General features: G+C 72.4%; 25 protein-coding genes. 10 read left to right on the top strand and 15 right to left on the bottom strand.

Translation table 11 applies throughout. The annotated features are described in order from the left end of the window. The first annotated feature begins 54 nt into the window (after nt 1-54). Nucleotides 55-1239, top strand: coding sequence for an MFS transporter (locus IM770_RS07415; RefSeq protein WP_203580671.1), 1185 nt, complete (start codon nt 55-57; stop codon nt 1237-1239). Nucleotides 1240-1312: 73 nt separating this feature from the next. Further along, entirely contained in the window at nt 1313-2104 is a 792-nt protein-coding gene (locus IM770_RS07410; RefSeq protein WP_307785398.1) for an NUDIX hydrolase, read from the top strand. Nucleotides 2105-2111: 7 nt separating this feature from the next. On the opposite strand, the gene IM770_RS07405 is transcribed toward IM770_RS07410, so the two are convergent. Both IM770_RS07405 and metX read right to left on the bottom strand, forming a co-directional pair. Further along, nucleotides 2112-3773, bottom strand: coding sequence for a peroxidase family protein (locus tag IM770_RS07405; protein ID WP_203580501.1), 1662 nt, complete (start codon nt 3771-3773; stop codon nt 2112-2114). An 84-nt stretch (nt 3774-3857) separates the two neighbouring features. Then, nucleotides 3858-5063 (bottom strand): homoserine O-acetyltransferase MetX, encoded by a 1206-nt coding sequence (gene metX / locus IM770_RS07400; protein WP_203580500.1) that lies wholly within the window; start codon nt 5061-5063, stop codon nt 3858-3860. Between the two features lie 100 nt (nt 5064-5163). On the opposite strand from metX, the gene IM770_RS07395 reads away from it, so the two are divergent. Next, a complete protein-coding gene (locus tag IM770_RS07395; protein ID WP_203580499.1) occupies nt 5164-5406 on the top strand; it encodes a hypothetical protein in 243 nt (80 codons plus the stop codon). 61 nt (nt 5407-5467) lie between these two features. Here the strand turns inward: IM770_RS07395 and IM770_RS07390 are convergent, their stop codons facing one another. Next, complete coding sequence (locus tag IM770_RS07390) at nt 5468-6790, bottom strand: bifunctional o-acetylhomoserine/o-acetylserine sulfhydrylase (protein ID WP_203580498.1); 1323 nt, start codon at nt 6788-6790, stop codon at nt 5468-5470. A gap of 158 nt (nt 6791-6948) precedes the next feature. On the opposite strand from IM770_RS07390, the gene IM770_RS07385 reads away from it, so the two are divergent. The 4 genes from IM770_RS07385 to IM770_RS07370 are packed head-to-tail and all read left to right on the top strand — an operon-like array spanning nt 6949 to nt 9967. Beyond that, nucleotides 6949-7737: an SDR family oxidoreductase gene (locus tag IM770_RS07385; protein ID WP_203580497.1), complete on the top strand. Its 789-nt coding sequence runs from the start codon at nt 6949-6951 to the stop codon at nt 7735-7737. After that, on the top strand, nt 7734-8603 hold the full coding sequence (locus IM770_RS07380; protein WP_203580496.1) for an alanyl-tRNA editing protein: 870 nt from the start codon (nt 7734-7736) through the stop codon (nt 8601-8603). The genes IM770_RS07385 and IM770_RS07380 overlap by 4 nt, the downstream gene beginning before the upstream one ends. Nucleotide 8604: 1 nt before the next feature. After that, entirely contained in the window at nt 8605-9318 is a 714-nt protein-coding gene (locus IM770_RS07375; protein WP_203580495.1) for a uracil-DNA glycosylase, read from the top strand. 13 nt (nt 9319-9331) lie between these two features. Next, the gene (locus IM770_RS07370) at nt 9332-9967 is read left to right on the top strand and encodes a GNAT family N-acetyltransferase (RefSeq protein WP_203580494.1); all 636 of its coding nucleotides are present in this window, start codon (nt 9332-9334) and stop codon (nt 9965-9967) included. 42 nt (nt 9968-10009) lie between these two features. On the opposite strand, the gene IM770_RS07365 is transcribed toward IM770_RS07370, so the two are convergent. The 8 genes from IM770_RS07365 to IM770_RS07330 all read right to left on the bottom strand — a co-directional run bounded on the left by IM770_RS07365 (nt 10010) and on the right by IM770_RS07330 (nt 17665). Next, entirely contained in the window at nt 10010-10369 is a 360-nt protein-coding gene (locus tag IM770_RS07365; protein ID WP_239065902.1) for a protealysin inhibitor emfourin, read from the bottom strand. Then, the gene (locus tag IM770_RS07360; protein ID WP_203580493.1) at nt 10338-11417 is read right to left on the bottom strand and encodes a M4 family metallopeptidase; all 1080 of its coding nucleotides are present in this window, start codon (nt 11415-11417) and stop codon (nt 10338-10340) included. The genes IM770_RS07365 and IM770_RS07360 overlap by 32 nt, the downstream gene beginning before the upstream one ends. A 52-nt stretch (nt 11418-11469) precedes the next feature. After that, entirely contained in the window at nt 11470-12279 is an 810-nt protein-coding gene (locus IM770_RS07355) for an ABC transporter ATP-binding protein (protein WP_203580492.1), read from the bottom strand. Next, nucleotides 12276-13064, bottom strand: coding sequence for an ATP-binding cassette domain-containing protein (locus tag IM770_RS07350; RefSeq protein WP_203580491.1), 789 nt, complete (start codon nt 13062-13064; stop codon nt 12276-12278). The genes IM770_RS07355 and IM770_RS07350 overlap by 4 nt, the downstream gene beginning before the upstream one ends. 40 nt (nt 13065-13104) lie before the next feature. Next, the gene (locus IM770_RS07345) at nt 13105-14034 is read right to left on the bottom strand and encodes an ABC transporter permease (protein WP_203580668.1); all 930 of its coding nucleotides are present in this window, start codon (nt 14032-14034) and stop codon (nt 13105-13107) included. A gap of 32 nt (nt 14035-14066) precedes the next feature. Beyond that, nucleotides 14067-15017, bottom strand: a complete 951-nt coding sequence (locus IM770_RS07340) for an ABC transporter permease (RefSeq protein ID WP_203580490.1) — start codon at nt 15015-15017, stop codon at nt 14067-14069. Further along, nucleotides 15014-16528, bottom strand: a complete 1515-nt coding sequence (locus tag IM770_RS07335) for an ABC transporter substrate-binding protein (RefSeq protein WP_203580489.1) — start codon at nt 16526-16528, stop codon at nt 15014-15016. Before IM770_RS07335 ends, IM770_RS07340 begins: the two co-directional genes overlap by 4 nt. A gap of 159 nt (nt 16529-16687) precedes the next feature. Then, nucleotides 16688-17665, bottom strand: a complete 978-nt coding sequence (locus IM770_RS07330; RefSeq protein WP_307785397.1) for an alpha/beta fold hydrolase — start codon at nt 17663-17665, stop codon at nt 16688-16690. Nucleotides 17666-17732: 67 nt separating this feature from the next. Between IM770_RS07330 and IM770_RS07325 the strand changes: the two genes are divergently transcribed. The 3 genes from IM770_RS07325 (at nt 17733) to IM770_RS07315 (ending at nt 19557) form a co-directional block, all read left to right on the top strand. Then, nucleotides 17733-18242 (top strand): carboxymuconolactone decarboxylase family protein, encoded by a 510-nt coding sequence (locus IM770_RS07325; RefSeq protein WP_203580487.1) that lies wholly within the window; start codon nt 17733-17735, stop codon nt 18240-18242. After that, the gene (locus tag IM770_RS07320; RefSeq protein ID WP_203580486.1) at nt 18239-18979 is read left to right on the top strand and encodes a tyrosine-protein phosphatase; all 741 of its coding nucleotides are present in this window, start codon (nt 18239-18241) and stop codon (nt 18977-18979) included. The genes IM770_RS07325 and IM770_RS07320 overlap by 4 nt, the downstream gene beginning before the upstream one ends. Before the next feature lie 101 nt (nt 18980-19080). Further along, nucleotides 19081-19557 (top strand): SIP domain-containing protein, encoded by a 477-nt coding sequence (locus IM770_RS07315; protein ID WP_203580485.1) that lies wholly within the window; start codon nt 19081-19083, stop codon nt 19555-19557. A 30-nt stretch (nt 19558-19587) separates the two neighbouring features. On the opposite strand, the gene IM770_RS07310 is transcribed toward IM770_RS07315, so the two are convergent. From IM770_RS07310 to IM770_RS07295, 4 genes are all read right to left on the bottom strand, one after another. Next, nucleotides 19588-20046 (bottom strand): Fe-S oxidoreductase, encoded by a 459-nt coding sequence (locus IM770_RS07310; protein ID WP_203580484.1) that lies wholly within the window; start codon nt 20044-20046, stop codon nt 19588-19590. Then, a complete protein-coding gene (locus IM770_RS07305) occupies nt 20043-20876 on the bottom strand; it encodes an arginase family protein (RefSeq protein ID WP_203580483.1) in 834 nt (277 codons plus the stop codon). The genes IM770_RS07310 and IM770_RS07305 overlap by 4 nt, the downstream gene beginning before the upstream one ends. A 236-nt stretch (nt 20877-21112) precedes the next feature. Then, nucleotides 21113-21850: a PspA/IM30 family protein gene (locus IM770_RS07300; RefSeq protein ID WP_203580482.1), complete on the bottom strand. Its 738-nt coding sequence runs from the start codon at nt 21848-21850 to the stop codon at nt 21113-21115. 99 nt (nt 21851-21949) lie between these two features. Further along, on the bottom strand, nt 21950-23995 hold the full coding sequence (locus IM770_RS07295; RefSeq protein WP_203580481.1) for a TPM domain-containing protein: 2046 nt from the start codon (nt 23993-23995) through the stop codon (nt 21950-21952). Between the last annotated feature and the right edge of the window lie 234 nt (nt 23996-24229).

Raw genomic sequence — 24229 nt, 5'->3', positions numbered from 1 at the left:
GCCGGCGGCTAGCATGACCCGGTGACCTCCTCGAACACTTCGAGGGGGGCGGCGATGTGGGCGCTCCTCTCCCTCGCCGTCGGCAGCTTCGGCATCGGCATGACCGAGTTCGTCGTGATGGGGCTGCTGCCCGACATCGCATCCGACCTCCTCCCTGCGCTCTGGGCGACGAGCACGGAAGACGCCATCGCGCAGGCCGGCTGGCTCATCTCGCTGTACGCCCTCGGCGTGGTCGTCGGTGCGCCGACCATCGCCGGCGCGGTCGCGAAGTACCCGCGCCACCGGGTGATGATCGCCCTCGCCCTGGCGCTCACCGTCTTCAACGCGCTCACCTTCCTCGCCCCGACGTTCGAATGGGTCGCGGCCTCCCGCTTCCTCGCCGGCCTGCCGCACGGTGCGTACTTCGGCATCGGCGCGCTGGTCGCCGCCGACGTGCTGGGCCCCGGCATGCGGGCGAAGGGCGTCGCGTTCGTGCTGACCGGTCTGACCGTCGCGAACGTCGTCGGAGTGCCGTTGGGGACCTACCTCGGTCAGCAGCTGGGCTGGCGCGCCGCGTTCATGGTCGTGGCGGCGATCTTCGCCGCGGCGACCGTGCTCATCGCGTTCTTCGTCCCCGAGCACCCGGGCGATCCGAGTCGCACCCTGCGGGCCGAGCTCAAGGTCTTCCGCATCGGCCAGGTGTGGCTCGCGCTCGGCGTGGGCGCGATCGGCTTCGGCGGCTTCTTCGCCGTCTACAGCTACATCGCGCCTCTGGTCACCGAGGTCGCCGGGTCTCCGGCGTGGGTGGTGCCGATCGTGCTCGTCGTCATGGGGCTGGGCATGACCGTCGGCAATCTCGTCGGCGGCCACCTGGCCGACGTCGACCTCAAGCGCACGCTCGTCGGCGGCCTGATCGCCCTCGCCGCCGTCCTCGCGCTCCTGGCTGTGACGGCGCAGTGGATCTGGGCCCTCGGCTTCTTCGTCTTCGCCACCGGGCTCGTGGCCTCGGCGCTGAGCCCGACCATTCAGACCCGGCTCATGGACGTCGCGCAGGACAACCAGTCGATCGCGGCAGCGCTCAACCACTCGGCGCTCAACATCGGCAACAGCCTCGGGGCCTTCCTGGGTGGGCTCGTCATCGCGGCGGGACTCGGTTTCCGCGCCCCGGCCTGGGTCGGCGTCGTCCTCGCCGCGGCCGGCCTGGCGCTCGCAGCCGCAAGCCTGCTCGCCGAGCGGCGTCGCGCTGCGGTCGGCGTGTAGCCCCGGCATCCGTCCGATCCTCGCGGGACGATCGCACGCGGCCCGCACCCGCCGCCGCGGATAGAGTGGGCGCGTGTCACCGCCGACGCCGTCCGATCGCGCCCTGCCCGCCGATCGCGCCCTGCCCGCAGATCGCGCCCTGCGCGCCGTCGCGGACTCCGTCGCCGAGTCGCGGACGCGGCGGCCCGAGGACGCGCGCGACCCCGGCATCCCCGTCGCGGCGACGGCCGTGCTGCTGCGGGATGCGGCCGGCGCGCTCGAGGTGCTGATGATCGAGAGGCCCGACCGCGGCTCGTTCGCCGGGGCGTGGGTGTTCCCGGGCGGCAAGCTCGAGGCCGGCGACCGCCGCGCGGGCGACGAGCCCGAAGCCGAGACGGCTCGGCGCGCGGCGGTGCGGGAGACGCAGGAGGAGACGGGCCTCGACCTCGACGCGGACGATCTCGTGACCCTGTCGTGCTGGGACCCGCCCCCGGGGATCGCGCTGCGCATCCGCACGTGGTTCTTCCTCGCGCGCGTCGCGCGCGGAACGCTCGCCCTGGCGCCGGGCGAGGCGGTGGCTGCGGAGTGGTTGCGGCCGTCCGAGGCCCTCGCGCGGCACGGCCGCGGCGAGCTGACCCTGTACCCGCCCACGTGGGTCACCCTCCACGCCCTGGCCGTCCATGCCGACGCGGGGTCGGCCGTCGACGCCGCGCGCCTGGCCGGCGTGCAGCGCTTCGAGACGGTCGCGCGCCGCGGCGGCGACGGACCGATGCTGCTGTGGGAGGGGGACGACGACTACGATCCGGATGCCGCAGCCGCGGCATCCGGATCGCGTCATCGCCTCGAGATCGGCGCCCTGCCCTGGTGCTACCAGCGCACGGGCTGAGCGGCGCTCACGGCTCGATGACCTTCGCCACGCGCACGAGGTCCGCGAACGTGAACTCGCCCGCCGTGTCGCCCATCGTCGGCGCGAACGCGACGTTGAGCATCGACAGCGCGTCACGGCGCAGCATGCGCACGAAGGTGTCGGCGACGATCTTCGCGCCGAGCGGGCCGAGGTGCTCGCCGTCGGCGGCGACCATCGCCTCGCGCAGCACGTAGTACCACAGCGGCGTCTTCTCGAGCAGGAGGCCGTCCGCCTGCTCGAGGACGGCGATCTCGTCGGCGGGCAGGCCGTCGGTCAGCTGTGCGCTGGTGAGCACCGGGACGCCGAGGGCCGCTGCCGTCGCCTGCCCGCTGGGCAGGCCCAGGACCAGTCCTCGCTGGAGGTTCCGCGCCGCGAGCACGCTCATGAGCGCGGTCGTCGTGCCCTTGCCGTCGAGATCCTCCAGGGCACTGGCGAGCACGCTGTCGATCTTGCGGGCGCTGTTGAAGACGGGCACCGGGATGCCCGTCTCGAAGAACGCGTTGAAGTCGACCACCCAGTTGGACCGCACCGGCAGGTGCGGCTCGTGGATGAAGGCGAAGACGTCCGTCATCGGCTTCGTGCGCAGCTCGAAGTTCAGCCAGTAGTCGTCGCGGATCATGCTGTGCCCGAAGCGGTACGCCGCCACGGAGAACTCCACCGGCATCTCGAACCCGCTGCCGATGGGTGCCACGACGTTCGCCACGGCGTCGTCGACGGCCGCCTGCCCGCAGATGCGCGGCAGGAAGTCGTGCACCACCGCCCACTGGTAGTGCAGCGTCGCCTGTCGCTTGGCCTCGACGAACACGTCGCCGCCGAAGCCGTCCGCGACGAGCTTGTCGACGATCGCGTTGTGGAACTTCAGCATCGAGAAGTGCAGCTGCGACACGATGAGGTTCTCGTTGTTGCGCGGGTCGCCGATGATCGCGGTGAGCGCCGTCGTGCGGGGCACGTCGCGGTCGGTGTGCGAGATCATCCCCGCCGCCGCGGCGGCGCCGCCGGGTCCGCCCGGCCCGCTCTGCAGGTTGGTGCCGAGGAGCATGCGGAAGGCGGATGCCGGCTCGCCTGATGCGGGAGCGGCGTAGAGGTAGGCGTCGACCGCCGGCCCGCGGCCGTAGACGCTGTCGAGGTCGAGCATCGGCGAGCGCATGTTGTTGATCACGCGCGCGTCGACGATCGTCGGGGCGTCGAGCGCCGACGACACGTCGAGGGTGATGTCGTGGTCGACGAACTGCCCGACGTACGTGAAGCCCGACGGCGTGGCCGAGTCGTCCGCGGTCTCGCGACCGCTGTTGCCCATCAGGTGGCCGAGCTCCCCGAGCAGGGCGCGCGTGTCGTCGTCGAGCGGCAGACGGCTCTCCTCACGCACCTCCTCGGACGTCAGGTACCCGAACTTGTCGGCGGCGGACGAGAAGACCTCGTGCTGCGGGAAGTAGCCCAGCGAGAACTTCGCGCCGTGGAACCTCCCGATCTCGGGTCGGACGAGTTCAAGGGAGGCGCGGATGTCGATCGGGAGCCGTGCCTGCGCGCGCTCTCCTCCGCCCGGCCCGCGCTCGCGGGTGCCGTTCAGACCCAGTTGCTCTCGCAGAAAGGGCTGCGCGGCGAACGCGTCTTCGGGCGTCTCGGCACCCGCTCTGGTCTCAGTGCTCATTGTTCCCTCCTTGGGACGGTTGGCCCCCTGAAGGAGGGCCGCCCCGAGGGCGGTGATACCGCGGCCGGTCAGTCGGCGAGCCGGTCAGTCGGCGAGGAGGCGACGGATGTGCGCGCCGACGGCGCCGGTCTCGATGAGGAAGCCGTCGTGGCCGAAGTCGCTCGAGAGGACGACGGCGCGGTCGCCGTCGAGCGTGTTGCGGATGCCGCGGGCGATGCGGTGCTGGCCGTCGATCGGGAACAGGCGGTCGCTGTCGATGCCGAGCACGAGCGCCGTCGCGGTCACGCGGGCGAGGGCGTCCTCGACGCCGCCGCGATCGCGGCCGACGTCGTGGGAGTTCATCGCCTCGACGAGCGTGATGTACGAGTTGGCGTCGAAACGCCGCGTGAACTTGTTGCCGTGGAAGTCGAGGTACGACTCCACCGCGAAGCGGCCGCCGTGCCCGAGCGGGCTGACGCCCGACTGCCACGTGCGCTGGAACCGCTGGTTGAGCTCGGTGGGGGAGCGGTAGTTCAGCAGCGCCATGCGGCGGGCGAGGGCGAGCCCGCGCGACGGACCGTCGCCGTCGCCGGCGTCGTAGTACTCCCCGCCCTGGAAGCGCGGGTCGATGCGGATGGCCTCGAGCTGCACCGAGTTGAGGGCGACCTGGTCGGCGGTGTTCACCGGCGGCGACGACAGGATGCCGACCCGCTCGACGCGGTCGGGCAGCATGACCGCCCACTCCAGCGCGTGCATGCCGCCCATCGAGCCGCCGACGACCGCCGCCCACACGTCGATGCCGAGCGCGTCGGCCAGGCGCACCTGCGCGTTCACCTGGTCGCGGATCGTCAGGTAAGGGAAGCGCGAGGCCCATTCGTAGCCGTCGGGCCCGATCGACGCCGGTCCGGTCGACCCCTGGCATCCGCCGAGCATGTTCGGCGCCACCACGAACCAGCGGTCGGTGTCGATCGGCGCGCCGGGGCCGACGATGTCGTCCCACCAGCCGGATGTCGGGTGGCCCGCACCGGCGGGTCCTCGCACGTGGCTGTCGCCGGTGAGGGCGTGGAGCACGAGAACGGCGTTGTCGCGGGCGGCGTTGAGCTCGCCCCACGTCTCGTACGCGAGACGATATGCGGGCAGCTCACGGCCGCCCTCGGTGCGGAAGGCGCCGAAGGCGGCGAAGTGCCGCGCGCCGACCGGGTCGCCGTCGCGCCACGCGCCGGTGGCGGGCGGGCGGCCCAGCAGCAGGCGCGCGTCGGCCTCCGTCACGGGCGCGCTCGGCACCGTGTCTTCGGAGGTCTGCCAGTCCATTGGTCCATTCTCGCCTGAGCGTGCGAGTGCCCGCGGTCTGTTACACGAGCGGTGGCCTCGCGCATCGCGGCCGTGCACCCGCGCATGACAGAATGCGCGCATGTCCAGCGCCGAGCCGTTCATGCCCGCTCACGAGCCTCCCGCGCAGCAGCCGCCGCAGGAGCACGACCTCGATCACGACACCGACGTGCTCTTCGATGCCCAGGATCCCGGTGCGCCCGCGTCGGATCCCGAGCCGTGGCACGCCGACGACGCGGCCGCCACCCTGCCGCGGCCGGTGCCGGGGGAGCACCTCACGGCCGAGCAGCTCTCGGCCGATCTCGGAGCCGACGCGCCGGAATGACGGATGCCCCGTCCCGGCGCAGTGCGCAGGACGAGGCATCCGTTCACCCGAGGAGGAGGGTTCAGGCGCGGGCGGCCTCCGACACGCGCCGGGCGGCCGCGAGCGCCTGCTCGAGGTCTGCCTTGAGGTCGTCGATGTTCTCGAGACCCACCGAGAGGCGCACGAGGCCGGGAGTGACGCCGGTCGTGAGCTGCTGCTCGGGGGTGAGCTGCGAGTGCGTGGTCGACGCGGGGTGGATGACGAGCGAGCGCACGTCGCCGATGTTGGCGAGGTGGCTGAACAGCGTCAGCGAGTTGACGAACGCGCGGCCCGCCTCGACGCCGCCCTTGAGCTCGAACGACAGCACCGCGCCCACGCCCTTCGGCGCGTAGTTGTTCGCGGCGGCGTACCACGGCGACGTCGGCAGGCCCGAGTAGTTGACCGACGCGACGTCGGAGTGGTTCTCGAGCCACTCGGCGATCTCCTGCGCGTTCTGCACGTGGCGCTCCACGCGCAGCGACAGCGTCTCGATGCCCTGGATCAGCAGCCACGCGCTGTTCGGCGAGATGGCCGAGCCGAGGTCGCGCAGCAGCTGCACGCGCGCCTTGATGATGTACGCCAGGCCGTCGCCGACCGCGGCCGTGTACGACGCGCCGTGGTACGAGGGGTCGGGCACGGTCAGCCCGGGGAACTTCTCGACGTTCTTGGACCACTCGAACGTGCCGCCGTCGACGATCACGCCGCCGATGGTCGTGCCGTGGCCGCCGAGGAACTTGGTCGCCGAGTGGACGACGATGTCGGCGCCGTGCTCGAACGGCTTGATGAGGTACGGCGTCGCGATCGTGTTGTCGACGATCAGCGGCACGCCGTTCTCGTGCGCGACGTCGGCGACGCCGCGGATGTCGAGCACGTTGATCTTGGGGTTGCCGATGGTCTCGGCGAAGAACAGCTTCGTGTTCGGACGGACGGCGCGGCGCCACTCCTCGAGGTCGTCCTGGTTCTCGACGAACGTGACCTCGATGCCGAGCTTGGCGAGCGTGTACTTGAAGAGGTTGTAGGTGCCGCCGTAGATCGAGCTCGACGAGACGATGTGGTCGCCGGCCTCGGCGATGTTGAGAACCGCGAACGTGGCCGCGGCCTGGCCGCTGGCGAGCAGGAGTGCGCCGGTGCCGCCCTCGAGCGCGGCGAGGCGCTCTTCCACGACCGCCTGGGTCGGGTTCTGGATGCGCGTGTAGATGTTGCCGAACTCCGCCAGGGCGAACAGGTTGGCCGCGTGATCGGCGTTGTCGAAGACGTACGACGTGGTCTGGTAGATCGGCGTCGCGCGAGCCTTGGTCACCGGGTCGGGCTGAGCCCCCGAGTGGATCTGCTTGGTCTCGAAACGCCAGTTCTCGGGTGCGGACATGGCTTGCTCCTGCGGATTCGGATGCCGGGAGCGTGCCCCCCAGCCGGGTTCGAGAGTACGGACAGGGGCCACTTGTCAACAAAGCGGGGGAAATGTGACGTAACGCGCTCGAGCCCGCGGAATGGGCGGTCGGCGGGCGGATGGGTAGCGTGGACGCCATGGCGAACAGACGTGCGGTGGTGACCGGGGCGAGCTCGGGGATCGGTGAGGCTGCGGTGCGGGCGCTCCGGGCGAGCGGCTGGGATGTGGTGGGGGTCGCGCGGCGCGCCGACCGCCTCGCCGCACTGGAGGCAGACACCGGTGCCGTCGCTTTCGCGGCCGACCTGACCGCCGACGCCGACGTCGAGGCGCTCACGGCGTTCCTGGCCGAATCTGGCCCGCTGCATGCGCTCGTGCACGTCGCCGGCGGCGCCCGCGGCACGGATCGGGTCGAAGACGGTCGCGTCGACGACTGGCAGTGGATGTTCGAGGCCAATGTGCTGTCGGCCCAGCGGCTCGTGGCGGCGCTGCTGCCGCAGCTGCGCCGCGCCGCGGCATCCGACGGTCACGCCGACACGCTCTTCGTGACCTCGACGGCGGCCACGACCGCCTACGCCGGCGGCGCCGGGTACAACGCGGCGAAGGCCGGCGAGGCGATGCTGGCGCACGCCCTTCGGCTCGAGCTGAACGGCGAGCCGATTCGCGTCGTCGAGATCGCGCCGGGGATGGTCTACACGCCCGAATTCACCCTTAACCGCCTCGGCGGCGACAGCGTGGCCGCGGAGCGCGTCTACGAGGGTGTCGAGAACCCGCTGACGGCCGACGATGTCGCCGACGTCATCGCCTACGCGCTGAACGCCCCCGGTCACGTCAACCTCGACCTGGTCACGATGCGGCCGGTGGCGCAGTCGGCGCAGCACCTGCTCGCGCGAGGCCCGCTGCGCACGCGCGGCTCGGGGGAGCTGTGATCCCCACCCGCGGCACGGTCGTCACGTACCCCGCCGGTGAGACGGCGTCGCGCGGAGCGGTGATCCACGTCGCCGACGCCGGGGGAGGACGCAGCGCCGTCGTGCTCGATCGGACGGCCTTCCACCCCGTCGACACGGCGTGGCCCGACCAGCCCGCCGACCGCGGGACGCTGCGCGTCGGCGACGCCGAGCTCGACGTGGTCGACGCGGTCGTGGGCGCGACCCAGGGAGACACCCTCGTGCTCGGTCCCGAGGTGCCGGTGCGCACCGGCACCGAGGGATGGACGTTCGTGGTGGCGCACCTCGTCGAGGGCGACGCGTCAGCGGCCGAAGGCGACCCGGTCGAGGTGATGGTCGACGCCGGCCACCGGGCCGCGCTGTCGGCGGGCCACACGGCGTGCCACCTCGCCTCCCTCGCGCTGGACGCCGCGCTCGCCGGCGCCTGGCGCAAGGACGCCCCGGTCGACGCGCTCGGCGCGCCGGCCTTCGACGCCCTCGCCATCCAGGAGTCGCGGATCGTGCCCGACGGGTCGCGCGACGTGTACCGCGTCGGCAAGTCCCTGCGCCGCAAGGGGTTCGACCCGACGGCGCTCGGCGACCTCGACGGGCTGGCCGCGCGCGTGGACGCCCAGCTGGCCGATTGGATCGCCGCCGGGGGCTCCGTGCGCATCGAGGCCGACGGCGACGCCCTCGCGGACCGCCGCACATGGGTCTGCGAGCTGCCGGGCGCCGCGGCGCGCATCCCGTGCGGCGGCACTCATGTCGCCTCGCTCGGCGAGCTCGCCGCCGCGACCGTGTCGTTCGCCGCGACCGAGGTCGAGGGCGGCCTCGAGCTCGTCATGACCACGACCGTGGAACGCGCCTGACATGGCGCTGACCCTGCCCGAGCTCGCCGAGGCGGGGCTGCTCGATCCCGAGTGGTCCGTCGCGCTGGCCCCCGTCGCGCCCGACATCGCGGCGCTCGGCGAGCGGCTGCGAGCCGAGGTGGTGGCCGGTCGTCACTACCTGCCCGCCGGCGACCGGGTGCTGCGGGCCTTCCAGCGCCCGCTGTCCGACGTCAAGGTGCTGATCGTCGGGCAGGACCCCTACCCGACGCCGGGGCATCCGATCGGCCTCTCGTTCGCCGTCGACGCGCACGTGCGTCCGCTGCCACGGAGCCTGGGCAACATCTACCAGGAGCTCGAGGCCGACCTCGGCGTCCCGCGCGCGGCCCACGGCGACCTGTCGGCGTGGAGCGACCAGGGCGTCATGCTCCTCAACCGTGTGCTGACCGTCGCGCCCGGGGCGCCGGCATCCCACCGCGGCTGGGGCTGGGAGAAGGTCACCGAGCACGCCATCCGCACGCTCGTCGCGCGCGAGCGGCCGCTCGTGGCGATCCTGTGGGGCAGGGATGCCGCCAACCTGCGGCCGCTGCTGGGCTCGACGCCGATCATCGAGTCGGCTCATCCGTCGCCGCTTTCCGCGAGCCGCGGCTTCTTCGGCTCTCGCCCGTTCTCGCGGGCCAACGAACTGCTCGCCCGGCAGGGCGCCGACCCCGTCGACTGGCGGCTGCCCGAGGCAGCGGTCGCCGCGACGGCCTGACCCGGGAGGACTCATGCTCGAGGAGGAATACGACAAGGACCGGCGCCGGCTGCCGAGACACCTTCAGCGGCAGCCCGAGCCGGAGCGGCCGTTCTCGTACGTCATCCGACCGGTCGAGGATCGCGACATCCCCGACATCCGCGAGATCTACAATTACTACGTCACCAACTCCGTCGTGACGTTCGACGAAGACACCTGGTCGGTCGGGCAGTGGCGCAAGAAGCGCGATCACCTCGCCAAGCAGGGACTGCCGTTCCTCGTCGCCGAGTCGCCGAACGGCCAGATCCTCGGGTACGCGCTCGTGCAGCCGATGTCGAGCAAGTCGGCCTACCGGTTCTCGGTCGAGAACTCGATCTATCTCGGCCAGGCGGCCACGGGGAAGGGCCTCGGGCGCGCGCTCCTGGAAGCGCTGATCGCCGCGTGCGAGGAGGCCGGCATCCGTCAGATGGTCGCGGTCATCAGCGACAAGGGCGCCGAGGGGTCGATCGCCCTCCACGAGCGGCTCGGCTTCGTCGAGGTGGGTCGCATGGGCCGGGTCGGCTTCAAGTTCGACCGGTGGCTGGGCACGATCTACATGCAGAAGTCGCTGAACCCGGCGAAGGGCGCCGGAAAGAAGGGCGCCTCGAAGAAGGGCCTGTTCGGCCGCTGACCCTCGCGGGGTTCCGCTCGGTGCTCCGGGACCGGTCGTCGCTCAGCGTCCGGCACGCTCGGGCCCGGCGGTCTGCCTGCTCCAGTCGCGCACCGCATCCACGAGATCGCGCCAGGCGCCGACGACCTCCCGGTCGGGCAGCTCGGCCTCGCGCGGGTCGGCATCCGTCCACGTGGCGCGGATCAGCCACACGAACCCGTCGGGGAGGGGCTCGGAGGGCGCGGGCTCGTCCCACGGGCAGCGGTCGATGAGGGAGATCCACTCGGATGCCTCGGCCTCGGGCGGCTGCGCCGACCAGCGGCGCGTGATGCCGGCGATCCCGCCGGTGCGCGCGACGTCGACCTCCACGGCCGGCGGCGGAATGGCCGAGTCAGTGCTCTGCGGTTCGGGCTCGTTCGTCATCCGGGATCACGCCGACGCCCGTCCACCCTGCGCGGACGGCATCGACCTCCTCCGAGTTCTCACCGTACTCCGACACCGCCGCCGAGAGGGTGGCGCGGGCGAACATCGTGAAGTCGGCGGTCGACGACAGCGTGCCGGCGGTGAGCGTGCGGTACCAGATGAGTCCGGCCCGCTCCCATGCTCGGCCGCCGAGCGTCGTCGCCGTCAGGTAGAACGCGTGGTTGGGGATGCCGGAGTTGATGTGGACGCCGCCGTTGTCGTCGCGCGTCTCGACGAAGTCGCGCATGTGGGCGGGCTGCGGGTCCTTGCCCAGCACGTCGTCGTCGTACGCCGTGCCCGGCTCGGCGAGCGACCGCAGAGCCCGTCCCTGGACGGCGTCGGTGAAGATGCCTTCGCCGATCAGCCACGTCGCGGCGTCGACGGTCTGGCCCGCGCGGTGCTGCTCGGCGAGCGCACCGAAGACGTCGGCGAGCGACTCGTTGAGCGCGCCCGACTGGCCGCGGTAGAGCAGGCCGCCCTCGTCTTCGATGACGCCGTGGGCGAGCTCGTGCGCGATGACGCTGAGCGACCCGGTGAAACCGCGGAAGATCTCGCCGTCGCCGTCGCCGAACACCATGCGCTCGCCGTTCCAGAAGGCGTTGTCGTAGTCGCGGCCGTAGTGGACCGTCGCGAGCAGCGAGCTCCCCGAGCCGTCGATGCTGTCGCGCGCGTACGCGTCCCACCAGAAGTCGTACGTCGACCCGAGCCCGTCGAACGCCTCGTCGACGGCCGCGTCGCCGGTGGCGGGGTCGTCTTCTCCCCGCGCGCGCACGCCCGGGAGCACCTCGCGCTGCTGCGCGTCGGAGATCTCGCGGTCGGGTGCGGGCGTCGCCTCGGCGACCAGTGTGCCCGGCTCCTGGATCGACAGCCGCAGCCGGGAGCGGACCGGACGGTATTCGCGCGGTGCGGCGAGCGTGGCTCGCGCGGCCTCGGCCGCCCGGGCCCAGCCTTCCTCCTGCACGGCGGCGATGCGGGCGAGCAGGTAGGGCGGGACGATTCCGGGGGCCATGCTCCGAACCTATCGGCGGCCGCCGACGCTCGGCGGCGCCGCTCCGGACTCGTCACGCACCGCCGGCGGCGCCGTCCGATTCGATGACGGGGATGGAGGCCAGCAGCCGGCGCGTGTACGACACCTGAGGCTGCAGCAGCACCTTCTCGGTGGGTCCCTCCTCGACGATGCGGCCGTCCTTCATCACGACCACGTCGTCGCACAGGTTCTGCACCACGCCGATGTCGTGCGACACCAGCAGCAGCGTGAGCCCGTCGCGGGCGCGGAGTCCGCCGAGCAGTTCGAGGATCTGCGCGCGCACCGTGACGTCGAGCGCCGAGAGCGGCTCGTCGCCGACGAGCAGCCGCGGCCGGTGCACGATCGCCCGCGCGAGGGCGATGCGCTGCCGCTGCCCACCCGAGAACTCGTGAGGGAAGCGGTCGGCCATGCCGGCCTCGAGCCCGACGTCCTCCAGCACCGCGCGCACGCGGGCGCGGCGATCGCCCTCGATCCCGAGGGCCCACAGCGGCTCGCCCACGATGCGGCCGACGCTCATGCGGGGGTCGAGCGAGGCGTACGGATCCTGGAACACGATGCCGGTCTGCCGGCGCAGCCAGTGCAGCGACCGGGCCGACGCCGCGGCGTCGACCTCGCGGCCGTCGAACTCGACGGTCCCGGCCGTCGGGGTGTCCAGGGCGAGCAGAAGTCGCACCAGCGTGGACTTGCCCGAGCCCGACTCGCCGATGATGCCGACGGCGGAGCCCTCGCGCACGTCGAGGTCGGCGTCCTCGAGGCCGGTCGTGAAGCTGCGTCGCTCGAAGAGCGCCGTCTTCGGGACCGGGTACCGGCGGGTGAGGCCGCGCGCACGGATCAGCAGCGTCATGCGCTCGCCCCCGGTCGCCAGAGAGTCGCGGTCGCGTCGCGGAGCAGTTCCTGCGTGACGACGGATGCCGGAGCCGTCAGCAGCTGCGACACCGGCGCCTGCTCCACCACCCTGCCCCGCTCGAGCACCACACCGTGCGTCGCGATCTGCGACAGCACGGCGAGGTCGTGCGTGATGAACACGAGCGACATCCCGTCGTCGCGCGCCAGCGACAGCAGCAGCTCGAGGATCTCGGCCTGGATCGTCACGTCGAGCGCGGTGGTCGGCTCGTCCGCGATGAGCAGCCGCGGCCGGCACGCGAGGGCCATCGCGATCGCGACGCGCTGCCGCTGGCCGCCGGAGAGCTGGTGCGGGTAGCGCGCGACGATGCGCTCCGGGTGGGGGAGCGCGACGCGCGCAGCCTCGTCGATCGCGCGGGCCGCGGCATCCCGCTTCGACACCCCCTCGTGGATCCGGATGGACTCCGCGATCTGGCGGCCGACCGTGCGGATCGGGTTCAGCGCGGTGCGCGGCTCCTGGAAGACGATGCCGATCTCGTCGCCCCGGAGCTCTGCGAGCTCGCGATCGGAGAGCCCCAGGATCTCCTGCCCGTTCCAGCGGATGCTCCCGCTCGCCGCCGCGCCGTCGGGGAGGAGCCCCAGGATCGCCAGCGCCGTCAGCGACTTGCCCGAGCCCGACTCGCCGATGAGACCCACGCGGGCGCCGTCGGGGACGTCGAACGAGACGCCGTCGACGACGACGCGGTCGCCGATGACCACGGTGAGGTCCTGCACCTCGAGGCTCATTGGTCTCCTCTTCCCGCCGAGGCGGTGCGGGATTCAGCACTCACGAGACCACCTCGGGGATGTGGAGGCGTGCGCGGCGCGTCGCGAACGGGCTGCGCGACAGCGTCGGATCGGTGGCCTCGCGCAGCCCGTCGCCGAGCAGGTTGAGTCCCAGCACCGTGAGCGTGATGGCCAGGCCCGGCCAGACGACCGACAGCGGGTGCACGCCGATGAACTGCTGCAGCTGCGCGAGCAGCAGACCCCACGACGGCTCGGTCACCGGCGCGCCGAAGCCCAGGTACGACAGGCCCGCCTCGGCGAGCACGGCGACCGCCATGCCCCACGACAGCTGCACGATGAACACGGGCGCCACGTTGGGCAGGAGGTGGCGTCCGAGGTTCTGGGCGGAGGTCAGGCCCGACGCCCGGCCGGCGAGCACGAAGTCGCTGTGCAGCACGCGGCGCAGCTCGGGCCGGGTCACCCGTGCGATGTTGACCCCGAAGCCGATGCCGACGGCCCAGATGACGACCCAGAGCGACCCGCCCCATACCGCGGAGATCATCATGGCGATGATGAGCACGGGGAAGGCGATGAGGATGTCGACGAACACCGCCACGGACTCGCGCACCCACCGGACGGTGAGCGCACCGAGCGCCGCGAGCGAGATGCCGATGACGGTGGCGACGAGGCCCGCGCCGATCGCCACGAACACCGTGGTGCGCGCGCCCGCCATGAGGAGGCTCAGGATGTCGCGCCCCGTTCCGTCGGTGCCGAGAAGATGCGGCCAGCCGGGGGGCGCCCAGCGGTTCCCGATGTCGACCTGCTGCGGGTCGAACGGCGTCCAGAAGCGCGCGATCAGAGCGGTGACGGCGACCACCGCGACGACGATGAGCCCGAACCGCCCGGTCGACAGCGCCCACAGCCGGCCGAGCCACGCCCACCGCGACGGGCGTCGCGGTGCGGGCGGGCGCGCGGGCGCGGCATCCGTCATCTCGCCATCGGTCTGTGCGCCGGTCGGACGAGTCATGACGCCTCCCGCTGCCGGGGGTCGATGAGGCGGTGCACGAGGTCGACGACGAAGCCGACGATCAGCACGAACCCGGTGAGCGCGAGCAGCTCGCCCTGCACCTTGGGCAGGTCGCGGGCCGCCACGTCGGCGACCAGCATGCGGCCGATGCCGGGGAGCGAGAAGAGCTGCTCGATGACGACAGCGCCGACGATGATGCCGGCCACCTGCAGGCCCAGGACGGTGATGACCGACAGTCCGACGACGGGCAGCCCGTGCCGGATCAGCGCCTGATCGCGTGTGAGGCCTTTCGCGGCGGCCGTCCGCACGAAGTCCTGTCCGACGGCCTGGAGGGTCGCGCTGCGCACGAAGCGCAGCAGCATGGCGCCCTCGACGATCCCGATCGTGAGCGCGGGAAGGATGAGCGAGCGGAAGGCCGCCCACGGGTCGGCCCAGCCGGAGCGCGGGAATCCCTGCGCGGGCAGCCAGCCGAGCCAGACAGCGAAGACGACGACGAGCATCATCCCCGCCCAGACCACCGGCACCGCCGCGAGCGCCTGCGCGCCGACGCTGAGCCCGGTGCCCGACGGCCGGCCGCGCCGCATCGCCGACAGCACCCCGAGGGGGACGCTGATGATCACGGCGATGAGGAGCGACATGATGCCGAGGGGCACCGTCACCTCGGCCTTCTCCCGCAGCTCGTCCACGACGCTCGAGCCGGTGAGCAGTGACGTGCCGAGATCACCGCGCAGCAGGCCGCCGATCCAGTCGAGGTACTGCTCGGGCAGCGGCCGCTCGAGGCCGAGCTGCTCGCGGAGGGCGTCCCGTTGCTCGGCGGTGCTGCCCACCCCGGCAATGAGGTGGGCGATGTCGCCGGGGAGCACGCGGAGCGTGAGGAAGATCAGCACGCTGGCGACGACGAGCCCGAGCAGAAGCAGGGCGAATCGGGTCAGCGTGTACCGGATCACCCGTTGCTCTTGGCGATCTCGGCGAGGTTCAGGCGCTCGTTCACATTGATCGAGGGCATACCGGTGATGTTAGTGCCGACCGCGACGACCGAGGCCCCGTTGTAGAGCCAGTCCGCGGCGTGGTCCTCCGACACGATGCGCGCGGCCTGCTGGAGCAGGTCGGCCGCCTCGGACTCGTCGGTGGCCGCGAGGGACTCCGCGTACAGCTCCTGCACCTCGGGGTTGTCGTAGGTGAAGTAGTAGTCGGGGTCGGCCCAGTTCTCGAAGTCGTGCGCCTCGGTGTGGAGCACGAAGCTCAGCTCGTAGTCGTGGTTGGTGTAGACGTCGGTGAGCCAGGTCGCGAAATCGACGGAGTCGACCTCGAGGGTGATGCCGACCTCGTCGAGGTCCGACACCAGGATCTGCGGGATCGTCGTCGAGTAGAAGCTCGGGATGGTGAGCGTGAGCTCGAGATCCTCGGCGCCGGCCTCCTCGAGAAGGGCCCGCGCGGCCTCGGGGTCGTACGGCGCGACGTCCGAGAGGTCCTCGTAGCCGGGGTCGAGCTCGGGAATCGGCCCGAACTGCGTCTGGCCCGACGCGAGCGCCTCGATGATGGCGTCGTGGTCGATTGCCTGGCGGATGGCCTGGCGGATGCGCTCGTCCTCGAGCGGGCTGCCCGGCGCCTGGTTGAACGCGAGCGTGCCCTTGTCGGTGGACTGACCCAGCACGAGGGCGAAGTCGCCGTTCGCCTCGACCTGCTCCTGCAGGTTCGCGTCGAAGCCCGTCAGCACGTCGACCTCGCCCGCCAGCGCGGCGTTGAGTGCGGCCTGGTTGTCGGGGATGTAGTCGAACACGACCTCCGCGACCTCGACCTGGTCGCCCCAGTACGACTCGTTGCGCACGAACGTGATGCTGTCGCCTTCACGCCAGTCGTCGAGCACGAAGGGCCCGGTGCCGTTCGCCGCCGTCTGGTAGTCGACGGTGTCGCCCTCTTTGAGGACGATGCCGGCGCGGCCGGTGAGGTTCCACAGCAGCGTCGAGTCGGGGGCGCTGAGCGTGAGGGTGATGTCCTGACCCTCCGCGGTGACCGACGTGACGCCGGCGAGCCGCGCCGAGTCGCGCCACTCCGCGGTGTCGCGGCGGGTGTTGAGCGACCACACGACGTCCTGCGGGGTGAGCGCCTGGCCGTCGTGGAAGGTCACGCCCTCGCGCAGCGTGAACGTGTACGTGAGCCCGTCGGGCGAGACCGTCCAGTCGCTCGCGAGCGACGGCACGATGTCCTGTTCGGGGGTCCGGGCCACGAGACCCTGATAGATGTTGTCGACCAGGATCTGGTCGAGCGCGGCGCCGGCGGTCTGACGGATGTCGAGGTTGCCGGGCTCGAGCACCAGGCGGATCGCCACCGACGCGTCGGGGTCGGGTTCTCCGGTCGCCGTCGGCGTGGCCTCGCCTCCTCCGCCGCTGCACGCGGTGAGCGCGAGAACCCCCGCGGTGAGCAGCGAGGCGGCGACGAGGGTGGTGCGACGGAGCATGGAGGTCCTTTCGGGAGGGTCCTGTGTGCTGTGCGGGTCCGGCTGCGGGGGAGTCGGCTTCGGGCGTCTTTCAGCCTAGGGACATCGTGGCGGCGTGCGGCAATCCGGTACCCGGAACGCAACAGAAGCGTTAATGCTTCCTTCTTCGCCGGGACGACCTCACTGTCCCGTGGCGATCGCGCGCAGGCGCGCGCCGAGTTCGAGCGGGATCTCCTCCTGCACGTTGTGCCCCGACGGGACGACGACGACGGATGCCGCGGGCACGCGCCGCGCGAACTCGCCCGCGTCGGTCGCCGTGACGTAGCCGCGCTCGCCGCGCAGCAGCGTCGTGGGCGCCGTGACGCCCGCAAGGTCTTCCCAGCCGGTCTCGCCGAGGACGGAAGAGACGGCGTCCGGCCCTTCGACGGGCGCGGATGCGGTCGGCTGCAGGGACTCGGGGATCGGACCCGCCGCGGCGGCGGCATTCGCCAGGTGCGCGAAGTGGTGCTTCCACTCCACCCGTCCGTCGGGCCGGATGCGCGAGTTGAAGTACACGCCGCGCGCGGCCTTGCGACGCGTCCCGCCGCCGAGCCCGAACGCCAGCGCCCGGTCCACGAGCTCGTCGCGCGACGCCCAGTCCACGGGGCCGGCGAAGAAGTCGCGGATCTGCGTCGGCCCGGCGTTCGGATCGACGCCGGGCGTGATGTCGATGACGACGAGCTCGCGCACGAGGTCGGGTCGGGTGGCGGCGACCGCCGCCGCCGTCAGCCCGCCGAGGGACTGGCCGACCAGCACCTGAGGCGTGTCGGTCCACGCGTCGATGCCCGCCGCGACGTCGGGGGCGAGCGCGCGCGCGACGTACGCGAGGTCGTCGCGCCACGACGAGTCGCCGTGTCCGGGCAGGTCGATCGCGAGAGCGGGCAGGCCGAGGGACAGCACCGTGGTGTCCCACGTGTGGGCGTTCAGGCCGGCGCCGTGCAGGAACGTCACCACCGGCGCCGCGTCGGGGGTGGCGGCGGGCGCCCAGCGCAGGGCGCTCAGCGTGCGTCCGTCTCGCAGCGCCAGCGTCAGGCGCTCGCCGCGGGGGACCGGGCCGTCGATTCCGGCCTCGGCGGCCTGCTCGGGGAGGAACGAGAACTCGTCGATGGGGTCGCTCACCCGCTCATCATGCCGCACGCCCGACTTCGCCCGCGCCGCCGCCCGCCGCCGTCGGTAGTCTGGCGTCATGACGGCAGAACACCGCGTGCATCTCTCGCGAGCGGCGCGACCCGCCTACCAGGCGCTCTCCGCATTCTCGAAGACCGTGGGCGGCATCGCCAGCGACAACGGCATCGACGACCGGCTCAAAGAGCTCGTGCAGATCCACGCGTCGCAGCTCAACGGCTGCGCCTACTGCGTGCGCGTCCATGTCGAGCGGGCGCTCGCCGCCGGCGTCACCGCCGACGACATCGCGCAGCTGCCGGTGTGGCGCGATTCGGGTGTCTTCTCCGACCGTGAGCGCGCCGGGCTCGAGCTCGCCGAGGCGTACGTCTTCATCCACGACGACGGCGTGCCCGACGAGGTGTACGACCGCGTCGGGGGCGTGCTCAGCGAGAAGGAGTACGTCGCGCTCAGCTGGATCCTGGTCTCCATCAACGCGTTCAACCGCATCGCCATCGCGGGTCGCTACAGCGTGCCGCCGCGCGACGACCTCGCCGGCGAGGACAAGGACGCCGCCGCAGGCGCCGCGTGGTGAGGGGGGAGCGCCCCGACCCGGTGGTGTCGGGGGCCCTCAATCTGCGCGACGTCGGGGGACTCCCCGCGGGCCCGGCGAGCACCCGCTACGGGGTGCTGTTCCGGTCGGGCAATCTCGCGCGCCTCGACGATGCCGGCACGCGGGCTCTCGCCGACCTCCACCTCCGCCGCATCATCGACCTCCGCGCCGACGAGGAGGTCACCCGCGAGCCGAGCCGCATCGCGGGCATCGACGTCGTCACGCAGCGGGTGCCGCTCTTCCTCGGGTCGGTCGAGTCGTTCTTCCGCGACGACATCAGCCTCGCCGAGCTGTACCGGCGCCTGGTCGACGACTCGTCGGAGGGCGTCGTCGCCGTGGTGCGCGGCATCCTCGCGGATCAGCCGGTGCTGGTGCACTGCACAGTCGGCAAGGACCGGACCGGGGTGACGGTCGCGCTGACCCTCGCCGCCGCCGGCGTGGACCTCGACGCGGTGGTCGCCGACTACGCGCGGACGGAGGGGCTCCTGCCCGCCAAGCGCAACCGCCGGGTGATGCAGCTGCTGCGCTCGATGCATCCCGAGGCCGTCCATCTCGAGGACCTGGCGACCCGCTCGCCCGCGCCGGTCATGCAGGCGCTGCTCGAGGATGTCGACCGCCGGTACGGTTCTGCGCAGGAGTATCTGCGCGCGCACGGCCTCGCCGACGACGAGATCGCCGAGCTGCGCCGCGTGCTGGTGGTGCGCGATCCCGCGGGCTGAGGCATCCGTCGCCCCTCGCCGAGGGCGGAAAGCCGTCCTGCAGCGTCACAGAGGGCACTGAGGTTAGGCAACCCTTCATTCGTGGGTATAGTGGAAGGGTCATGTCCCACACCACTCCGCAGCAGACGGTCGCGCACAACGCGTCGGCGTGCCGTGCGTCGCGTCACACGCGCGTGCAGCACCTGATCACGGCCGACGAATCCTCGCTGGCCGAGCTCGAAGCCGTGCTGGCGACGCTGCCCATCTGCTCGACGGGCCGGGTGTTCATCGAGATCCCGGATGCCTCGTGGCAGGCCGACATCGTCGCGCCGAGCCGCATGGTGGTGACGTGGCTCGACCGCTCGCGTCGCTCGGGCGCCCCCGGCACCGGGCGCGGCTGCGCCTCGGGCGAGGCGCTGGCGCGCGCCGTCACCGCGTGGGCCGACGAGATGCTGTGCGCCGAGGACGATGAGACGCGCATCCACCTGCTCGGGGGCTACCTCGGCACCGCCGACATCGTCGATCACCTGGTCGGGCTCGGCATCCGCGCCGAGGCGATCCACACGCCCGAGCGGTACGGGCTCACTACCGCTCGCTGAGTCGCCTGTGAGCGCGCCGGGGCTGCGCGCTCAGGCGGCACCGCGGGGGACGTAGTTGCCCTCGGCGAGGCCCGCCTCGATCTCGAACCGGTTGCGCAGCGGGTTGCGCCCCGCCAGCAGGTACAGCACGGGCATCAGCAGGCCGTAGCGCTGCCACTGACGCTTGTGGACCGACTCGTGGCGCAGCAGCGCCTCGGTGAGCCGGCCGTCGCCGGTGAGGAAGCAGCCGCCGACGCAGGAGCCGCCCCGCGGGAACGTCCAGCGCGGCATGCCGCGGAAGATCCAGAGCCCGTGCCGTCGCTCGATCGGGCCGGTGCTCCACAACGAGCCCCACACCCAGCCGACCGCGCAGGCGTACCAGTAGCCGATGCGGCTGATCGGCGAGTCCAGCAGGAAGGCGGGGATGCGGTCGTCGAAGCGGCGTCCCCGGATCACGGCGCGCTCGGCCGCTGCCCGCCACCCCGGAGGCGGCGTCGGGATCGGGCTCACGCGAGCGCCCCGATCACGCGGAGGATCGCCCCGAGGTCGTCGGTGGCGGCGGAGAGCGACGCGGGGGAGTAGCCGGCGAGCGAGGCGCCCACGAGGGGCACCCGCTCGCGCAGCCGGGCGAGGGCGGTCGTCAGCTCGGCGACCGTCACGCCGAAGGGCTCGGGGTGCGCGTTCCCCGCGATCTCGGCGGGGTCGAGGGCGTCGATGTCGACGTGCACGTACACGGACGCCGCGCCCGTCGCGAGCACCGCCTCGACGAGGGCGTCGGCGTCGCGCAGGTCGTCGACGGTGAGCGAGGTGATCCCGTACTGCGAGACCGCGGCGAGCTCGGCGTCGTCGAAGGAGCGGGCCGCCCCCAGCACCACGCGGTCGGCGGCGACGGCGCCGTCCAGCGAGAGCTCGGGCACGGCGTCGCCGATGACGGCCCGCAGCGCCATGCCCGCGAAGGCGCCGGACGGCGAGGAATCGGGCGAGTTGAGGTCGGGGTGCGCGTCGATCCAGACGACCGCGAGGTCCGGAGACCGGCGCGCGGCGTGGGCGACGGGAGCGAGCGCGATGCCGCAGTCGCCGCCGATGGTGAGCACCGGCTCGTCGGGCGCGGCCGCGGCGTGCGCGACGAGCGCTTCGGTGACCATGCCGTTCACGCGCTGGAGCGCGCTCAGGCGATGGATGCCGCTGCCCAGCGACTCGCCGGCCTCCATCGGCACCTCGAGCACCGTGGTCTTGGCGCGCGGCAGGTCTCCGGCGATCGCCTGCGCGCCGTCGATCAGCTGCATCGCGCGGGATGAGGGGCTGCCCTGCCACTGCGGCACGACGAGGTAGCGGGTCATCCCCTCATCTTCGCGCACACCGGGTGCCGCGGCATCCGTCCCCATCCCTTCCGCCGAGAAACCGCGATGTCGCCGAGGAACCCCATTACCGGCGCCGGGGGCGTGGTCACTCGTCGAGAAGCCGCGATGTCGCCGAAGGGGAGAGGGTCGCGGTCAGGTTGGCGGTGCGAGCGACGGCGGGCACGCGAAGGGCGCCCGGTCCGACGGACCGGGCGCCCTCATACGGAGCGGTGGGCTCAGTTCTCGATCGCGGCCTGCACCGGCTGGCCGGCCTTGATCGCCGCGAGACGCGCCTCGACCTCGGTGAGCTCGCCGACGTCCTCGAGGGCGTTGAACTGGGCGTCGAGCGTCGACGCGGCGAGCTCCTGCTTGCCGGCGGCAAGTGCCTCCTGGCGGCGGACCTTGTCTTCGAACCGGCCGAGCTCGCTCGTCGGGTCGAGCACGTCGATCGACTTGACGGCGTCGTGCACCTTGTTCTGGGCCTCGGCCGTCTTGGCGCGCGCGAGCAGCTCGGACCGCTTGGCCTTCAGCTGCTCGAGCTTCTGCTTCATGCCGTTGAGGCCGTCCTTGAGCTTGGAGACGACCTCGTTCTGCGTCGCGATGGTCGGCGCGATCGCATTCGCCTCGTTCTCCTCGCTGATCTGGCGCTGCAGCGCGATCTTGGCGAGGTTGTCGAACTTGTCGGCGTCGGCGGTGTTGCCGGCCTTGCGCAGCTCGTCGGCCTTGCGGCTCGCCGCGAGCGCCTTGTTGCCCCACTCGGCGGCCGCCTGCACGTCCTCCTGGTGGTCGCGCTCGAGGAGGCGCAGGTTGCCGATGGTCTCGGCGATGGCCGATTCGGCGTCGGCGATCGAGTTCGTGTAGTCGCGCACGAGCTGGTCGAGCATCTTCTGCGGGTCCTCGGCCTGGTCGATCAGGGCGTTGACGTTCGCGCGGATGAGGGTCGAGATGCGACCGAAGATGGACTGCTTCGCCATCGGTTTTCCTTCCTATCGGACTTCAGTTTCGGGTCGTGGGTGCATGGACGGGGGACGGATGCCGCGCCCGCCGCGCGCGGGCGGCTGTGGCGACTCGGTTCAGAAGCGGCCACCTCCTCGGCGCATGCGGGTGCCGCCGCCGCCGAAGCTGCCGGGGCGGAAGCCGCCGCCGGACGAGCGGCCGCCGCCGCCCAGCATGCCACCGAGCCCGCCGCCCATGCCGCCGCCGAACCCGCCGCCGCCGGAGCGGCCGCTGTTCAGCACGGAGTTCAGCACGATGCCGCCGAGCACGGCGCCCAGCATGCCGCCGCCGGACTGTCCGCCGCCCGGCTGTCCGCCGAATATGCCGCCCATGCCGCCGCCGAACGCGCCGACGTCGTTCTGCGCGAGCTGGATCGCCAGGCCGGCGAGCTGGTCGGCGCGCTGCGCCTGCTGCATCGCCTGCTGGGGGTCGCCGGCCTGCAGGGCCTGGGCGCGGGCGAGCGAGGCGCCGGCCTCGGCCAGGCGCGTGCGGGCCTCGGCGCCGACGGCACCGCGGCGGGCGGTGATGTAATCCTCGGCCGCCGACACCTGCGCCTGCGCCTGCATGATCAGCTGGCCGACCACCTGGCGGGCGCGCTGCTCCTGGGCGGCGGCATCCCGCACGCCCTGCACGAGCGTGTCGATCTGCGTGTTGGCCGCTTCGAGGCTCTGCAGCGCCGCGAGCGGTCGCTTGGCGGTGCCGGTCAGCAGGTCGCGCGCGGCGTCGAGCTGCTGGCGCGTCGACGCGATGACCGCTGCGATCCTGCCGTCGCCGTCGGGGAGTGCGGACGCTGCGGCGATGTCGCTCTGCAGCTCGGTGAAGAGGGCCGACGCGGCGCGCTCACCCTCGGCGAGGTCGGTCGCGAGCTTGTCGATCGCGTTCTCGAGAAGGGTCGCCTGGCCGACGGCCTCCTCGGCGGCGCGGATGCCGACGGCGGCCTCGCCCCCGTCTCCGGCGCCGATGGCGGTCTGCGCGGCGGCGAGCTGCTCGTCGGCGAACGCGAGGCGCTGTCGGGCCTGGTCGGGGTTGTCGGCGACGGTCGCGAGCGCCTCGGGTGCATAGGCGGTCTGCAGCGTCTGCAGTCGCTTGGTCGCCTCGTCGAGGGCTGCCGCCGCCTTCTGGCGCTCGTCCTGCACCCGCGCGAGCGCCTCGGGCGCGTTCTGCTCGAGCTTGCGCAGCTCGTCGAACGCCTGGGCCTTCTCGTCCAGGAGCGCGTTGGCGGCCTCGCACAGCGCGATGATGCGCTCGTTCCAGGCGCGCGTGTCGTGTTCGGAGTCGGGCACGTGGTCGTCGAGCTTCTGCTGGAGTCCGAACGCCTCGTCGAGGCTCTGCTGCGCCGTGGCCAGCGCGGCCTCGAACTCGGTGGTGGCGGCGTCGCCGAACTGGGCCTTGGCGAAGGCGAGCTCCTGCGCGCTGGTCTTGAGGGCGTCGTCGGTCTCGACGAGGAGCGACGCGGCGCGGCGCTCGAGGTCCTCGATGCTCGGCAGCGCCGGACCGGTGGGTCCGCCGGTCACCGCGCCGCGCTTGCGGCGTCGCAGGAACATGACCAGCAGCACGATGCCGACGCCGACCACGACGATCACGAGCAGCCAGGTGAACCAGCTCGTGCCGCCGGAGGCCTCCGAGCCGGCGGCGCCCGATCCGCCGCCCTCCGCATCGGTGATCCCGTCGGCGGCGGCGTCCACGGCGCCCAGCCAGTCGTTCTGCGCGAGCGCCGGCTGGATCCGCTGCTGCTCGATGGCGGCGATCTGGTCTTCGGTGAGCGGGCCGTCGGAGTCGGCCGACAGATAGTACTGGCGGGCCTCGGTGGCGACGGCGAGCAGGTACTGGCTGACGCCCAGTCCGTTGTCGGTGGCGGTCTGGTTCGCCCAGTCGGCGGCACCCGAGGGATCGGTGAACTCGTCGACGTAGACGACCCACAGGTCGAGCCCGGTGTCGGCCTTCAGCTGCTCCAGCCGCGTCTGCGCCTCGGACTCCTCGGCAGACGAGAGCACGTCCACCTCGTCGACCACGAACCCCGCGCCGAGGGTGACCGGGGGAGTGGCCACCGCCGCCCCGCCTCCGATCGCCGTGGCCACGACCACCGCAGCGGACGCCAGCGCTGCAGCCCATCGCAGTCGCATCGATCCCCCCTCTGGGATTCGGGTTCCCCTCTCGGCGAGTCTATTCAGCCGCGGGGATACGACGATAGCCCACGCCCCCGGCCGTGGTTGTGTGTTCGCCGAGAACGTACGGTGCGCCCACCGCCCGCGTCAGCGGCGGCGGCGCGGGTCGCTCCGGGTCTGGCGGGCCTGGCGGCGCGGCGGGTGCGGCGCGGGCGCGGGTCGCTCCCGGCCCGGCGGCGCGGCGGCGGGTAG

Source organism: Microbacterium hibisci (assembly GCF_015278255.1).
Taxonomy (GTDB): domain Bacteria; phylum Actinomycetota; class Actinomycetes; order Actinomycetales; family Microbacteriaceae; genus Microbacterium; species Microbacterium hibisci.
Note: the sequence above shows the minus strand (reverse complement) of the source record. Positions and strands in the feature narration are given on the sequence as shown.